General features: G+C 70.8%; 13 protein-coding genes and 2 pseudogenes. 4 read left to right on the top strand and 11 right to left on the bottom strand.

Annotated features, from left to right (window positions below; all coding sequences use genetic code 11):
- From Q4F04_RS11205 to Q4F04_RS11195, 3 genes and pseudogenes are all read right to left on the bottom strand, one after another.
- Positions 1–130, bottom strand: a pseudogene (locus Q4F04_RS11205) (DNA polymerase IV); the annotation flags it as partial.
- Positions 131–418: 288 nt separating this feature from the next.
- Positions 419–1,165 carry a folate-binding protein YgfZ gene (locus Q4F04_RS11200; protein WP_303369910.1) on the bottom strand — a complete coding sequence of 249 codons (747 nt, stop codon included), beginning with the start codon at positions 1,163–1,165 and terminating at the stop codon, positions 419–421.
- On the bottom strand, positions 1,165–2,904 hold the full coding sequence (locus Q4F04_RS11195) for an ABC transporter ATP-binding protein (RefSeq protein WP_303369909.1): 1,740 nt from the start codon (positions 2,902–2,904) through the stop codon (positions 1,165–1,167). Before Q4F04_RS11195 ends, Q4F04_RS11200 begins: the two co-directional genes overlap by 1 nt.
- Before the next feature lie 218 nt (positions 2,905–3,122).
- Between Q4F04_RS11195 and Q4F04_RS11190 the strand changes: the two genes are divergently transcribed.
- Complete coding sequence (locus Q4F04_RS11190; protein WP_303369908.1) at positions 3,123–4,298, top strand: alanine--glyoxylate aminotransferase family protein; 1,176 nt, start codon at positions 3,123–3,125, stop codon at positions 4,296–4,298.
- Positions 4,299–4,301: 3 nt separating this feature from the next.
- Here Q4F04_RS11190 and Q4F04_RS11185 read toward each other — a convergent pair whose 3' ends face one another.
- Genes Q4F04_RS11185 through Q4F04_RS11175 form a run of 3 tightly spaced genes read right to left on the bottom strand, consistent with a single transcriptional unit; the run spans position 4,302 to position 6,600 of the window.
- Positions 4,302–4,790, bottom strand: a complete 489-nt coding sequence (locus Q4F04_RS11185; RefSeq protein WP_368660720.1) for a DUF305 domain-containing protein — start codon at positions 4,788–4,790, stop codon at positions 4,302–4,304.
- Between the two features lie 51 nt (positions 4,791–4,841).
- Positions 4,842–5,681, bottom strand: a complete 840-nt coding sequence (locus tag Q4F04_RS11180) for a TIGR02186 family protein (RefSeq protein WP_303369907.1) — start codon at positions 5,679–5,681, stop codon at positions 4,842–4,844.
- 4 nt (positions 5,682–5,685) lie between these two features.
- Positions 5,686–6,600 (bottom strand): sulfite exporter TauE/SafE family protein, encoded by a 915-nt coding sequence (locus tag Q4F04_RS11175; protein WP_182792212.1) that lies wholly within the window; start codon positions 6,598–6,600, stop codon positions 5,686–5,688.
- Positions 6,601–6,755: 155 nt separating this feature from the next.
- On the opposite strand from Q4F04_RS11175, the gene surE reads away from it, so the two are divergent.
- From surE to Q4F04_RS11160, 3 genes are read left to right on the top strand one after another with little or no spacing between them, the layout of a single operon-like run.
- The gene (gene surE / locus Q4F04_RS11170; protein WP_303369906.1) at positions 6,756–7,550 is read left to right on the top strand and encodes a 5'/3'-nucleotidase SurE; all 795 of its coding nucleotides are present in this window, start codon (positions 6,756–6,758) and stop codon (positions 7,548–7,550) included.
- A 3-nt stretch (positions 7,551–7,553) separates the two neighbouring features.
- Entirely contained in the window at positions 7,554–8,219 is a 666-nt protein-coding gene (locus Q4F04_RS11165) for a protein-L-isoaspartate(D-aspartate) O-methyltransferase (RefSeq protein WP_303369905.1), read from the top strand.
- Positions 8,220–8,249: 30 nt separating this feature from the next.
- On the top strand, positions 8,250–9,293 hold the full coding sequence (locus tag Q4F04_RS11160) for a M23 family metallopeptidase (protein WP_303369904.1): 1,044 nt from the start codon (positions 8,250–8,252) through the stop codon (positions 9,291–9,293).
- Between the two features lie 580 nt (positions 9,294–9,873).
- Here Q4F04_RS11160 and Q4F04_RS11155 read toward each other — a convergent pair.
- The 5 genes and pseudogenes from Q4F04_RS11155 to Q4F04_RS11135 form a co-directional block, all read right to left on the bottom strand.
- Positions 9,874–10,326: an IS5 family transposase gene (locus Q4F04_RS11155; RefSeq protein ID WP_303369903.1), complete on the bottom strand. Its 453-nt coding sequence runs from the start codon at positions 10,324–10,326 to the stop codon at positions 9,874–9,876.
- Positions 10,327–10,367: 41 nt separating this feature from the next.
- Positions 10,368–10,672, bottom strand: a pseudogene (locus Q4F04_RS11150) (transposase); the annotation flags it as partial.
- 205 nt (positions 10,673–10,877) lie between these two features.
- Positions 10,878–11,831 (bottom strand): hypothetical protein, encoded by a 954-nt coding sequence (locus Q4F04_RS11145; protein ID WP_303369902.1) that lies wholly within the window; start codon positions 11,829–11,831, stop codon positions 10,878–10,880.
- A 45-nt stretch (positions 11,832–11,876) separates the two neighbouring features.
- Complete coding sequence (locus Q4F04_RS11140; protein WP_303369901.1) at positions 11,877–13,268, bottom strand: TolC family outer membrane protein; 1,392 nt, start codon at positions 13,266–13,268, stop codon at positions 11,877–11,879.
- On the bottom strand, positions 13,265–13,918 hold the full coding sequence (locus Q4F04_RS11135; protein ID WP_303369912.1) for a protein-L-isoaspartate O-methyltransferase: 654 nt from the start codon (positions 13,916–13,918) through the stop codon (positions 13,265–13,267). The genes Q4F04_RS11140 and Q4F04_RS11135 overlap by 4 nt, the downstream gene beginning before the upstream one ends.
- Positions 13,919–14,008: the final 90 nt, after the last annotated feature.

Here is a 14,008-nt window from a genome sequence, read left to right as displayed (position 1 = left end):
GGGTTGAACCTCCGACCGCCACCGGCTTGCCCCGCAGATCCGGGTTGTCGCGCTGCTCCACGCTGGCGAAAAAGGCGTCCATGTCGATATGGACGATGCGGCGGATGCGCGAGGGCGCGTCAGGCGTCATGGCGCGAAGCCACGGGGTTCCGCGCGCAGGATGCGCAGTTTCCACGCACGGCCCGCAGGACATGGCGCGTTCCGAGCACGCCCCCTGCGGTGCGGCAGGCTCCTGAGGATGCGCGTTCCCATCCTCCATCCGGCGCGTCGTTTCGCTTTCGGATGGTTGTCAAATATCCTCGGGGGGAGAGGCCGCAGGCCTCGCGGGGGCAGACAGCCCCCGTCCGGCGATGCAGCCCGCGGAACGGGTGGCTTTCCTGCGCCGGCCGCGGACCAGGGTGCGCGAAAACCACGCAGCCTACGGGCCGGCTTGCGCCTGCCCATCGGCCGCAAGGATCGCCGTACCAGCGGCGGTCAGTCCCTCGCCCATGCGGTCGAAGCGCAGATGGGCGATGCCGCGCCCGCCTGACTGGGTGTAAAGGGTTCCCGCTTCGCGCCCGTCCGCCATCAGGATGGGCGTGCCGACCGGCACCTCGCCATCCACCGCGACGGTGACAAGGCCCTTCCGCAACTCGGTCTTGTGCTTCATCCGGGCGGTGACCTCCTGCCCGACATAGCAGCCCTTGCGGAAATCGACGCCGTGCAGGCGCTCGAACCCGGCTTCGAGGATGAAGGTCTCGTTCGGGATCAGCTCGACCAGCGACTCGGGGATGACATGGGCCACGCGGATGGCATCCCAGTCGGTGCCGTCGTCGCCTTCCTCCTCGCCGTAAAGCCGCCAGCCCAGCGCCTCGTGGCGCGGATCGCGGATCGCGCCGGGCGGCGCCTCGCCGGTGCCGCGCGACAGCTTGAGGCCGGTTTTCGTCAGCTCCACCGCCGAGCGCAGCTTGTACATCGACAGCCGCCGCACGAGGTCATCCGCCAGCCGCGCGTCCACGTCGATCAGCAGGGAATCCCCTTCGGGCACGACCAGGAAGTCGGCCAGGTATTTCCCCTGCGGCGTCAGAATCGCCGCCCAGACGGGCGCGCGGGTGACATCGTTCGTCACCAGCCCTTGCAGGAATTCAACCCGTTCCGCCCCGCCGACACGCAGGATCTGCCGCATCACTCGCCCCCGAACTGCAATTTCACCAGCGCCGCATAGGCGCCGTCCGCTTCCATAAGCTGGTCATGCGTCCCCTGTTCCACAACCCGCCCCGCCTCGATCACCACGATGCGGTGGGCGGCGCGGATGGTGGACAGGCGGTGGGCGATCACCAGCGTCGTGCGCCCCTGGCTCAGTTCGTCCAGCGCCTGCTGCACGAGCCGCTCGGATGCGGCGTCCAGCGCGCTGGTCGCCTCGTCCAGCAGCAGCACGGGCGCGTCGCGCAGAAGGGCACGGGCGATGGCGACGCGCTGGCGCTGGCCCCCCGACAGGGCCGAGCCGCGGGGGCCGACGCGGGTATCCAGCCCCATGGGCAGGGCATCGGCGAAATCGGCCACGCGGGCGGCGACCACGGCGGCGCGCAGGCGGTCCTCGGGAACCGGATGGCCGAGGGTGATGTTCTCGCGCAACGTCTCGTCGAACAGCGCCGCGTCCTGGCTGACGGTCGAGAACTGGTCACGCAGGGCAGGCAGGGTGAAGTCGGCGACCGGCACGCCGCCCAGCGTGACGGCGCCCGCGTCGGCGTCCACCATCCGCGTCAGCAGGTTGAAGACGGTGGACTTGCCCGCGCCCGAAGGCCCGACCAGCGCCGTGGTCTGCCCCGCTTGCGCCGTGAAGGACAGCCCGCGCAGCACCGGATGCGCGCCATAGGCGAGATGCGCGTCCTCAAGCCGGATCGTGGTGTCGGGGGGCGGCTCGGTCCGGGGACCGGAACGGATCGTCGGTCGGGTGTCGAAGACCGCGTAGATCCGTTCCAGCGAGGCCGCCGCCGTCTGCCAGCCGCCCGCAAGCCCGCCCAGGCGCCGCAGCGGCTGGAAGGCCAGGGCCAGCGCGGTGAAGAAGGACATGAAGTCGCCCACCGTCCGTTCGCCGCTGGTGACCTGCGCCCCGCCCAGGATCAGGACGCCGAGGAAGCCCAGGCCCGTCACGATGTCGATCATCGCCGGGACCACGGCGTTGACCGCGCTCATCTTGGTTTCGGATTCGCGGATGTCGCCGACGATGCGGCGGAAGCTTTCGGCCTGGTAGTCCTCCATCCGGTAAAGGCGGACGGCGGTGATGCCGTGCAGCACCTCGTCCAGCCTTGTGGCGCGGACGGATGCGCGGGCGCGGTTCTGCCGCGTCTTGCGGCGGATGTAGCGCTGGGCATAGGCCGTGGGCAGGATCAGCAGCGGCGCGCCCACCAGCGCGGCGGCGGTCCACATCGGATCTGTCGCCACCGCCACCCCGAACAGCGCCACCAGCGAGATCGCGTCCCGCCCCGCCCCGGTGATGAAGGTCGTCCAGATCGACCGGATCGCCATCGTGTCGCCCTGGACCCTCTCGATCAGGGCGCCGGGCGGGTTCATCTGGAAGAAGTCCCCGTCCAGCGTCATGATATGCGCCAGCAGGTCGGTCTGCATCCGCGCGGCCACGCCCTGCTGGACCGAGGTCAGGATGGCGCGGGTGATGACATAGGTGGCGGCGCGGATCAGGAACAGGCTGAAGATGACGCCACCGACCCACCAGATCGCGCTGTCGTCCTGGCCCACGAAGACCCGGTCGAACAGCGGCTTCAGCATCCAGCTGAGCAGCGCCAGCGTGGACCCCTCGATCACCATCAGCACCGTGGCGACAGCCATCCGCGGCCAGTAGCGGCGCAGGTAATCCTGCCAGAGCCTTCCGAAGAGGCCGCGTTGTCGGTCGGCGCGTGACGGCATCCGGGCTCTCCTGCGGGTCAGTTCCGGGGATAGCGGGGGCCGGGTGGGGGGACAAGCGGCGGCGGATGAAGGGGCTTCGCCCCTCGGACCCGTGCCGGGTCCTCACCCCAGGATATTTTCACGAAGAAGATGAAACCCGAGAGCCGGGGTCACGGCACGGGGATGGACGCCGCCCGAGGGCCGATCTAGGCAGGCGGCGCTTTCCTTCGAGGTGTTCCATGAGCTTTGCTGCCGGCCGCCACATGCTTGCCATTCCCGGTCCCTCGCCGGTGCCCGACCGGGTGCTGCGGGCGATGCACCGGCCCTCGCCCGACATCTACGGGCCCGAGTTGACCGAGCTGAACCTGCGGGTGATGGGCCAGCTGAAGCGGCTGGCCGGGACGGCGCAGAACGTCGCGGCCTATATCGGCAACGGCCATGGGGGATGGGAGGCCGCGAACATGAACCTGCTGGCGCCGGGCGACCTGGCGCTGGTGCTGGTGACGGGGCATTTCGGCCGCGGCTGGGCAGCCACCACCGAGGCGATGGGCGTCCGGGTCGAGAGGATCGAGGCCGAGCCTTTCGCCGGGCTGGACCTCCAGCGCCTGCGCGACCGGCTGGCCGCTGACCGGGCGGGCGAGATCCGGGCGGTGCTGGCCTGCCAGGTGGACACGGCCAGTTCGGTCCGCCTCGACATTCCCGCGATCCGGGACGCAATGGGGGATCATCCGGCGGCGCTTGCGGTGGATGCGATCGCGTCTTTGGGATGCGAGCCGATGCGGATGGACGACTGGGGCGTGGACCTGCTGGTGTCCGCCAGCCAGAAGGGGCTGATGGTGCCGCCTGGGCTGGCCTTTGTCTGGTATTCGGACCGGATCGCCGCGGGCCGGGGCGCGGCCACGCCCTATTGGGACTGGCGCCCGCGCAGCGGCGCCGAGGAGTTGTGGCGCCATTGGGGCGGCACGCCGCCGGTCCAGCATATCTACGGGCTGGCCGAGGCGCTGGAAATGCTGCTGGACGAGGAGGGGCTTGAAGCCGCCTGGACCCGGCACGAGGCGCTGGCTGCCGCGACCTGGGCCGCGCTGGACGCCTGGGGCGGCGCGGGACCGCGCGCCATGGTGCGGGACCGGGCGGCGCGGGCGCGGTCCGTCACGGCCGCCACCCTGCCTGGGGCGGACCGGCTGCGGGCATGGACCGAGGATGTGGCGGGGCTGACGCTGGGCATCGGGCTTGGCGCGCCGGAACCCGCCGACGCGCTGCGGATCGCGCATATGGGCCATGTCAGCGCGCAGATGCACTTGGGCACGCTTGCGGCCATCGAGGCGGGGCTGGTCGCCCTAGGCCTGCCCCATGCGGGCGGAGGAGCCGCGGCCGCCGCGGCCGAGATCGCCCGGCGCAGCGGCGCGGCGGGCTGAGGCTCAGGTCGCGGGCTTGGGCTCGGGCGTGCCGTCCGCGGCGGGCCGCGGGGCGGGGACGGTCTCGGGGGCCGGCTTCGGCGCGGGCGCCTCGGGCGCAGCCGCACCGGTTGCCGCGGGTTCCGGGGCGTTCCGTTGCAGCCAGTCCTGCATGGCGGCGATCTCGGCCTCCTGCGCGGCGATGATGTCCTCGGCCATCCGGCGGACCTCGGGGTCATCTCCGAACTGAAGCTCGATCCGGGCCATGTCGATTGCGCCCTGATGATGCGGGATCATGCCGCGGATGAAATCCACGTCGGCGTCTCCGGTCGGCTCGATCATCATCTCGGCGTGCATCTTCTGCATCGCCGCCTGATTGGCCTCGGCGGCGTTCGAGGGGGTGCCCTGCGTGGCCGGGGCCTCGGTTGCAGGCGCCGGGGCCTGGGCCAGCGCGGGCAAGGCCAGCAGGGCGGCGGCGCTGCCGATCAGGGTCAGGCGAAGGTTGCGGGTCATGGCGGGTTCCTCTGGTCAGGTCGCACCCCAACGCGCGGGCGCCCGAAAGGATCAACCCCGCCGCAGCGCCCGGAACGCCGCCGAGGCGACCAGCCCCGCCGCCATGGCGATGGCCAGCGACATCAGCCCGTACCAGAAGGGCTGATGCATCGCGAGCCGGTAGAGCCAGCGTTCCAGCCCCACCTTCTGCACCCGGATCGGCACCGTGTCGCTGTCGATCACCTGCCCGTCGCGGATCAGGAAGATGCGGGCGCGGTAATCGCCCTCGATCAGGTTCGCGGGCAGGCGGATGTCGGCGCGGAACAGCGTGTCGTCCACGATCTGCACCGCGCCCTCGTCGACGAAATAGCGGCCCGACTCGGCGCGGATGCGCAGCAGCGCCTCGGTGAAGGGGGTGGGATCCTCGACATCGACACCCGCCGAAAGCGCCCGCATGGCAAGCGGCGGCGAGATGCGGAAGCGCACGTCCTCGGCGGGGTCGAGCATCCGGTCCAGCGACCCGCTGCTGGCCACGGCGTAGAAGTCGGGGGCGGCGCCGATCCGCACGCCCTGGGTGTTCACCCAGATCGGCCCGACCCGGTCCTTGCGCCGGACGGTGACGGATTGCGACGGGCCCTCCACGGTGACGATGATGCCGGGCGCCTCGTCCCGCGTCCTTGGAAGGTCCCGGCGGATCGCGCCGTAGATCAGGATCTCGGACCCGGTGAAGGTGGCGTTGATCGCGACCTCGTCCTGCGACAGCCCGCTGACCAGCCGCTCGGACGGGGGGGCTTCGGGCACGGGCAGGGCGGGGGCGCGTTCCAGCGTCACAATCGGGGCGTCACCCTCCTGTGCCGCCACGGCCAAAGGCCATGCCGCCACCAGCAACGCCGCCATGACCCGCCGCCACATCGCCCTAGCCCGCCGCGATGGAGTAAAGGTCCGCCGGCCGCACCACCAGGTCATAGGCCAGCCGCCCGCAGACCCCCAGCACCAGCAGGGCCAGAAGGACCCGCAACTGCTCGGCCCGCAGCCTGGCGCCCCAGTGCGTCCCGACCTGCGCCCCGACCACGCCCCCCACGATCAGCAGCACCGCCAGCATGATGTCCACGGTGTTGGAACTGACCGCGTGCATCAGCGTGGTGAAGGCGCTGACCGCCGCGATCTGGAACAGCGAGGTGCCGATCACGACCTTTGTCGGCATCCCCAGCAGGTAGATCATCGCCGGCACCATGATGATCCCGCCGCCGACCCCCATGATCGCGGCCAGCACCCCCACGGCCAGCCCGACCAGCAGGGGCGGGATGACGCTGATGTAAAGCCCGGATGCGCGGAACTTCATCTTCCAGGGCATGCGGTGAACCCAGCTGTGTTCGTGCAGCCGCCGGCGGGCCGGGCCGCCGGGCGATTTCGACGCGAACAGCGCCCCCAGGCTTTCGCGCAGCATCGTCAGCCCGACGACCCCCAGAAAGGCGACATAGCTGAGCTGCACCACAAGTTCGACCTGGCCCAGGCGCTGCAGCAGGTTGAAGACCCCGACGCCCAGCGCAGACCCGATGATGCCGCCCACCAGCAGCACCACCCCCATGCGGATATCCACCGTCTTGCGCCGCAGATGCGCCAGCACCCCGGAAAAGCTTGAGGCCACCACTTGGTTCGCGCCGGTCGCGACCGCGATCGCGGGCGGGATGCCGATGAAGAACAGAAGCGGCGTGATCAGGAAGCCGCCGCCGACGCCGAAGAGGCCGCTCATCAGCCCGACGATGCCCCCGAGGGCGATCAGCGTGAAGGCATTCACCGAGACATCGGCGATGGGAAGGAATATCTGCATGGCTGCCCGGCTTTTCGACCATCCTGATACCCCGGGGCGCGGGCGTCAAACAGCGATTCGCGCGACTTGCACGCCAAGGCTGTGCAAGGCTAATCAGGGTGCGGCGCGAAGGGGCGGGCCGGAACGGCGGCCCGCGTGCCGCAGCGGGGACATCGATGCGGATTCTGATCACCAACGACGACGGCATCAACGCGCCGGGGCTTGAGGCGCTGGCCGAAATCGCGGCGGAACTCGCCGGGCCGGAGGGCGAGGTCTGGACCGTCGCCCCCGCCTTCGAGCAATCGGGCGTCGGCCACTGCATCAGCTATTCGCATCCCACCCTGATCGCGGAACTGGCGCCGCGCCGCTGGGCGGCCGAGGGCAGCCCGGCCGACTGCGTGCTGGCGGGCTTGTGGGACATCATGTCGGACCGCAGGCCGGACCTCGTGCTGTCGGGCGTGAACCGCGGCAACAACGCGGGCGAGAACGCGATGTATTCGGGCACCATCGGGGGCGCGATGGAAGGCGCGCTGCAGGGCGTCCGCTCGATCGCCCTGTCGCAGTATCTCGGCCCCCGCACGGCGCGGCTGGACGATCCCTTCGAGGGCGCCCGCACCCATGGCGCCCGCGTGATCCGGGCGCTGCTCGACCGGGCCGACTGGGGCGAGGGCGAGGATTACGCGATCTTCTACAACATCAACTTCCCCCCCTGCTCGGCCGCCGAGGTCAAGGGCATCCGCGTGACCCCGCAGGGCCGCCGCGCCGATGTCCGCTTCGGGGTCGAGGCGCAGGTCGCCCCGAACGGGCGGCGCTTCCTGTGGATCGCGGGCGGCCCGCAACTGGCGCGGGCGGGCAAGGGCAGCGATGTCGAGGCCTTGCTTTCGGACCATATCGCGGTGACGCCGATGCGTCCCGACCTGACCTGCCGGGCGACGCTCGACCGGCTGGCCGCGGTGCTGGACGAGGGCTGAGCCATGATGGCCGATCCTCCCGGTGACGATGAAGGTCCGGCCGAGCGGCAGATGCGCTTCATGTATGCGCTGCGCTCGCGCGGCGTGACCGACCCCCGCGTGCTGGCCGCGATGGAGCGGATCGACCGCGGCGCCTTTGTGCGCGGCCATTTCGAGGACCGCGCCTACGAGGACACGCCCCTGCCAATCGCATGCGGGCAGACGATCAGCCAGCCCTCGGTCGTGGCGCTGATGACGCAGGCGCTGAACGTCGGCCCGCGGGACATGGTGCTCGAAGTCGGGACCGGCTCGGGCTACCAGGCGGCGGTGCTGTCGGTGCTGGCGCGGCGGGTGATGACCGTGGACCGCCACCGCCGGCTGGTGGCCGAGGCCGAGGAGGTCTTCCGCCGCCTCGGGCTGACCAACATCACGGCGCGGGTCGCGGACGGGTCCTTCGGCCTGCCGGAACAGGCGCCCTTCGACCGCATCATGGTGACGGCGGCGGCCGAGGACCCGCCCGGCCCGCTGTTGTCGCAACTGAAGGTGGGCGGTATCATGGTGGTGCCGGTCGGGCAGTCGGACGCGGTGCAGACCCTGATCCGCGTGACGCGGACGGAAACGGGCTATGCCTATGACGAGCTGCGGCAGGTGCGGTTCGTGCCGCTGGTCGAGGGGTTGGGACAGACATGACCCCCGCAAGAAGACGATGAGGACGGGCAGATGACCATTTCAGTCGCGGCGCGGGCGCAGGACCGCGCGGGTTTCGGGCTTGGCGCCGGACGCGCCGGGATATGCGCGCTGGCGCTGGCGCTGGCGGGCTGCACGCAGCCGCCGGGGGCGGTCCCCGGCGCGTTCCCCGCCCCCAGCGCGGCGGGCGCCGGCCCCTCCATGACCGTAGCCGGCCTCGGCCGGCTGCAGATGCCGCAGATCCAATGGCCGCGCGGGGCTGCCGCGGCCGGGACGACCGCGGCTGCGGGCGGCGGAACGGCGCAGGTCTCGGACCCCTTCGCCGGTCAGGGCGTCCGCCAGCCTGCGGTTCCGGGGGCAGGCGCGCCCAGGGGTTCGGCATCGGCGGCCCCATCGGGCGGGGGTGCCGCGGCGAGTGCGCGGTCGCATACGGTGGCGGCGGGCGAGACGGCCTGGTCCATCGCCCGGCGCTACGGGGTTCCCGTCCAGGACCTCGCCCGCGCCAACGGGCTGCCCGAGACGATGAGCCTGCGCCTGGGCCAGCGACTGGTCATCCCCGCCAGCGGCACGGCGGCCACAGCCAGTGTCGTGGCCGCCCCAGGCGTCGGCTCGGCCACGCCCCGCCCGCCGTCCTCTGCGCAGCCCCTGCCGGGCGAGGAAACCCGCCCCGCAAGCGCCCCCCCGCCCAGGGCGCCCGCCCCGGATCTGGGCAGCACCCGCACCGCGGCCTCGGGCAGCGGCAAGTTCGCCATGCCGGCCAGCGGCTCGATCGCCCGCGCCTACAGGAAGGGCACGAACGAGGGCATCGACATCGCGGCCGCGCCCGGTTCACCCATCAAGGCGGCCGGCAGCGGTACGGTCGCAGCCGTGACCCGCGACACCGACGGAGTCCCGATCGTGGTGGTCCGTCATGACGACGGGCTGATGACGGTCTATGCCGGCGTGGACAAGCTGTCGGTGAACAAGGGCGATTCGGTCAGCCGCGGCCAGGCCATCGGCGCGGCACGCAGCAGTGGGCTTCTGCATTTCGAGGTCCGCAACGGCTTCGACAGCGTGGACCCCGAGGATTATCTTTGACACAGGGGCGGCTTTCATCGGCCGCGCATGCGCCGCGGCAATCCCCCGTCCCGGCAGATGAACCGGGCGGTTCTGCCGGGCTTCGACAGCACTGCTTCCAAGGAAGAAAGGCAGCCTTCGCGCCGCCGGGTTGCGTCGGCAGTCGCGCCTGTCCGGCAAAGCCCTAGGCAGTGGCGGCGTTTTCGGGATCGAGGCGCCGCCATGAGTCTGCGATACATCCCCCGCAGGCTGAGGCAGGCAGTCACAGGCCTCAGCTTCGCCACCGCTTTCATCCTGCCTGCCGCAGGACAGGCTGGAACAGCGTTCCATGCCCTGCAGGCTTGCCTTGCCACTAGGAACTGCGCGCAATCGCAGGCCCTTTGTGCCGCAGGTCGCGCGCAACCGGCTGGCCGTCGTCGGCGGATCACCCTGCGAGTTGCAGCGAAGACCTGTCCGCCATTCCGCAGCCGATGGGACGAGGCGTGTATCTGCCTGCCGCCGCGGACATGGCCCTTCTTCAACATGGGCGCGACATGAGCGGTGCACCGGCGGCTTTCTTCCCCTCTGGCTCCAGCGTCATTGGGGAGGCCGACAGGCTACCCTAGGACACCGACTCACAAGCACGCAACCAGATGCGGGTTGCGGCGAGTTTGACAAGGGCGAGGAAGTCCGCGTTGTGTTTCTCGCAGCGGGTGGCGACAGCCCTGTGATGCTTGAGCTTGGAGAAGAACCGCTCGAACCGATCGCGTCTGCGGTAGGCGGCCCGGTCCAGCGGCAGCGGATCGGATCGGCGGGGGATCGGCCGGATGACGGCCTTTGCCCCAAGGGCGGCGAGACGTTCGCGCAGCCGGTTGCCGTCATGGGCGGCGTCCGCGATCAGGGTCTGACCCGCGCCCACCGTGTCGGGCATGTCGTCGGCGGAGCGCCCGTGATGGGCGTGCCCGGCGGTGAGCTTCAGCGCGATCGGCAGGCCGCGGGCTTCGGTCACGGCATGGATCCTGGTGGTCAGGCCGCCCCGCGAACGCCCCGGTGCGCAGGCTCGAAGGTCAGCCACGCCGGTGGCGCCGGCACCCCCCTTTTTGCGTTCGCCCCATGCTGGTGAACGCGGATCGAGGAGCTGTCCACCGACTGCTCGGCGCCTTCGCAGGCCACGGATTGGCCGCGAACATCCGGTCCCGCACGCCGATCCCGGCCCACCGCACAAAGCGGTTGCAGCACGTCGTGAAGGGCCCGCAATGCTCGGGAATGTCGGCCCGGGGCGAGCCGGTCCGAATCCGCCGATAGATGCCGTTCAGCACCTTGCGGTCGTCCACCCGCGCCACACCACGCGGCTTGTTCGGCAGAAGCGGGGCGACAATCGACCACTCGAAGTCGGTCAGTCCGTAACGGCGCTGGCTCATGATGCCCTCCTCTTTCGAGAAGTGAATCAGCGATTGCACACCGCCGCTAGCAGTTCATGAGTGCGTAACCTAGTCCTCGCGGAAGGCGCGGGTGAAATAGTCGGTCAGCGGCTTCATCAGGTAGGCGAGCGGGCTGGCAGCGGAAGCCCTTGCCGATCCCGCCGCGTCTTGTTGTCAGCGCCTTGCAAGGGCTGACGAGGCGCGATCAGCCGCGGGGGCGACGGACCAGCGCCTCAGTCAGGGCGGCTGCGATCTCGGCCCGGACCATGCGGCGGAGGTTGTCGTCGAGACTGCGCGTCAACTCGCCCGCGAACTCCTCGCGCACGACTTCGCGCAGCAGGGCGCGAAGGGGGTTTTCCTCGTCGCCGGGCAGGGCCTCGCCCACGCCCTGGGGGAAGCGGTCGGAAACAGGGTCGGCGTGCATCGGGGCGGCGGGGCTGTTCGCATAGGCTTGCATGTCAGGCTTTCCGTTTGAAAGAAGGGCATCGGCCGGCGTGTCTGCGCAAGGGCCGGATGGTGTCGGCGCCGGGCCATCCCGGCCGGGCGGCAGTGGCTGCGGTTCCGGCGCGATGTCCCGCCCGGCAGGCCACGGGCTTTCGGCCTTGGGCGGCACTAGGGGGTCCACGGCGGACCGCGCCGCAGACCTGTCCGCAGGAAGCGGAAAGATGCCGTGGACGGGGCCGGCCGGGGGTACCGGGACGGCGGACATGGCGGGATGATCCGCGTCCGCGGCGTCACCGGGATCGTCCCTTGCGGCCAGCCGGGGGGAAAGGCGCAGCGGGCCTGCTTGTGCGGCGGCAGAAACCATCGCATCCGGGTCAAGACGGAAGGGCGCAACCTTGTCGCCGGCAATCGGGCCGACGGCGGGCGCTTGCCTGCCATCCTTGACAAGTGCGCTGGCCGGGCCTGCCGGGAATGTCCCGCTGGCCGAGACCGGTCGCCCCGATCCCGACATCGGCAATTCAACCGGCAGCGCGAGGGACTGCGCCGGGTTCGGCTGCCGCTCGTCCCCGGTTCCGGCGGTGACGCGGGCGGTCACCACCATCGGTGCCTGGTCAAGCCGCGAGGCCGGGCCGCCACGGGCGACCAGCCGGCGGATCTCGGCCAGGACATCGCCCATGTCATCGGGACGTTCGATCCTGGGGAGAGGAACGCTCATGCCCCGACGCCCCCGGCAAGGGTGGCGTCGGTCGCCCGCGCTGCCTTACTGCTTGCCGATCGCGCGCAGCACGCGGTCGAGGTTCTGGCCCTGGGTGCTGGTGTAGGGGGCGTCGCGCACCGCGTTGTAATAGGCCGATGGGTCATAGGTGGGGATCCCAAGCTGAAGGTGCTCTACCGTCAGCAGACCCATAGCGGCCAGAAGTTGATAATGTGCTAACTGCAGGTTGGCTTCCGCCGTGATCCGGTCAGCGCGCGCTTCCAGCAGATCCTGTTCGGCGTCCAGCACGTCCAGCGTGGTGCGGGCGCCCAGCGTGGCTTCCTCGCGCACGCCTTCATAGGCCTGCTCGGCGGCCGAGATCTGTTCCTCGATGGACCCGATCTGGGCGCGGGCGACGTCGATGTTGGCCCAGGCGGTGCCCAGCACCAGTTCGACCTGCCGCACGGTGTCCAGCAGCGCCGAGCGCGCCGAATCGCGCTGGGCCATGGCCCGGCGATGCGCCGCGGGAAGCCGCCCGCCCGAATAGATGGTCTGGCTGGCCTGCACCCCGGCGCTGAGCGTCGTCGTGTTGTCTTGGTCGCCCGTGCCGAGCAGCGTCCGGCCCGGCGCCCGCGTCGTGCCAAGCCCCACCGAACCCGTGAGTTGCGGGCGGCGTTCGGCCGCAGCCGCCGCAACACCCAGTTCGGCGGCGGCAACGGCGCGCTGGGATTGCCGGATGGCCGGATGGGTGCGGCGCGCGGTGTCCCGCGCGATCTCGATCGAGGCGGGGCGCGCGGGCAGGGGCGGCGGCGGATCGAGATCGCCCGGCTCGCGTCCCACAGCGTTGCGGTAGTTCTCGCCCGCGATCTGAAGCTGGCCCTGGGCGGCGGCAAGGCTCGCGCGGGTGGCGGCCAGTTGCGCCTCGGCAAGAGCCACGTCGGTGGTGGTGATCTCGCCCACGTCGAAGCGGTCCTGCGCCGCCTGCCGTTCGCGCGTCAGCAGCCCGACCGAGTTGTTCTGCAGCGCCACCTGCTGCGCGGCGCTGCGGATGTCCAGATAGGCCTGCACGGCGGTCAGCAGCACGTCCTGTTCCACCGAGATCAGCGATTCGCGGGTGGCGAGGACCTGTTCCTTGGCGATGTCGATCGCCAGTTGGCCGCGGCCCCAGTCATAGAGCGTCATCTGCCCGACCAGTTCCAGCGTGGTCGCGACCGCCTCGATCCCGTCCACCTGCTGGAAATTATGCGAGGCGGCCCATTGCACGACTGGGCGCAGCGCGGCCATGCTTTGCGCCACGTCCTCGTCCGCCGCCCGCAGCAGGGCGCGGTTCTGTTCCAGCAGGGCCGAGTGGCGGTAAGCCCCCACCATTGTATCGGCCAGCGATTCGGCCCAGGCGGGCAGCGACGACAGGGCGGTGCCCAGCGCCAGCGCCGCGACCAGAAGACGCCGCCCCCTCACAGCGAGAACTCGGCCCGGCGGGCGAAGCCCGGCAGGACGGGGGCGCTGGCGTTGAAGGCGTAGCGCCACGTGATCACCCCATCCAGCTTGGTGCCGAGGCGCACCACCCCCAGCGCGCCTTCGCGGAACAGCGCCATGATGCGACCTCCTTCTGCAAGTTGCGCGGCAAGATCCGCGGGCATCTCCTCGATGCCGCCTTCGACGAGAATGGCGTCATAGGGCGCCTCGGCCGGGTGGCCCGCGGCCAGCGGCCCGGCGACCACCGCGACGTTGTCCGCGCCCGCCACGGCCAGCCGCCGCGTCGCCTCGGCCGCCATGTCGGCGTCTTCCTCGAGCGCCACGACGGCCTGCGCCAGCCGTCCCACCACCGCGGCCGAGTAGCCGAAGCCCGCCCCCACATCCAGCACGAGTTGGGTCGGCTGGATGTCCAGCGCGTCGATCATCTTGGCGATGGTGCGGGGTTCCAGCAGCACGCGGCCGCGGACCAGTTCGACGTTCTCGCCGACATAGGCGACGTCGCGGCGGCTGTCGGGGACGAACTGCTCTCTCGGGACCTCGAGCATCGCCGCGATCACGTTGTATTTGGTCACGTCATTCGTGCGGACCTGGGTGTCCACCATGGTCGTGCGGCGTTCCTGGAAATCTGTCATCGCGGCCATCCGGCTGTGCTTTTCCCCATTCTCTGGCACGATTGCCGGGCCGGGGCAACGCCGCCGCGCCGTGGGCGGAGACGAGCTGCT

It is taken from the genome of Paracoccus sp. (in: a-proteobacteria), from assembly GCF_030536915.1.
Taxonomy (GTDB): Bacteria; Pseudomonadota; Alphaproteobacteria; order Rhodobacterales; family Rhodobacteraceae; genus Paracoccus.
The sequence above is the reverse complement of the archived record's forward strand: the minus strand, read 5'-3'. Positions and strand labels throughout refer to the sequence as shown.

Excerpts from the sequence above, each read along its gene's own strand:
- Q4F04_RS11175 (WP_182792212.1), bottom strand. The coding sequence starts at position 6,600 with ATGCAGATATTCCTTCCCATCGCCGATGTCTCGGTGAATGCCTTCACG.
- Q4F04_RS11190 (WP_303369908.1), top strand. The coding sequence starts at position 3,123 with ATGAGCTTTGCTGCCGGCCGCCACATGCTTGCCATTCCCGGTCCCTCG.
- Q4F04_RS11135 (WP_303369912.1), bottom strand. The coding sequence starts at position 13,918 with ATGACAGATTTCCAGGAACGCCGCACGACCATGGTGGACACCCAGGTC.
- Q4F04_RS11165 (WP_303369905.1), top strand. The coding sequence starts at position 7,554 with ATGATGGCCGATCCTCCCGGTGACGATGAAGGTCCGGCCGAGCGGCAG.
- Q4F04_RS11145 (WP_303369902.1), bottom strand. The coding sequence starts at position 11,831 with ATGAGCGTTCCTCTCCCCAGGATCGAACGTCCCGATGACATGGGCGAT.
- Q4F04_RS11195 (WP_303369909.1), bottom strand. The coding sequence starts at position 2,904 with ATGCCGTCACGCGCCGACCGACAACGCGGCCTCTTCGGAAGGCTCTGG.
- Q4F04_RS11160 (WP_303369904.1), top strand. The coding sequence starts at position 8,250 with ATGACCATTTCAGTCGCGGCGCGGGCGCAGGACCGCGCGGGTTTCGGG.
- Q4F04_RS11185 (WP_368660720.1), bottom strand. The coding sequence starts at position 4,790 with ATGACCCGCAACCTTCGCCTGACCCTGATCGGCAGCGCCGCCGCCCTG.
- surE (WP_303369906.1), top strand. The coding sequence starts at position 6,756 with ATGCGGATTCTGATCACCAACGACGACGGCATCAACGCGCCGGGGCTT.
- Q4F04_RS11180 (WP_303369907.1), bottom strand. The coding sequence starts at position 5,681 with ATGTGGCGGCGGGTCATGGCGGCGTTGCTGGTGGCGGCATGGCCTTTG.
- Q4F04_RS11200 (WP_303369910.1), bottom strand. The coding sequence starts at position 1,165 with ATGCGGCAGATCCTGCGTGTCGGCGGGGCGGAACGGGTTGAATTCCTG.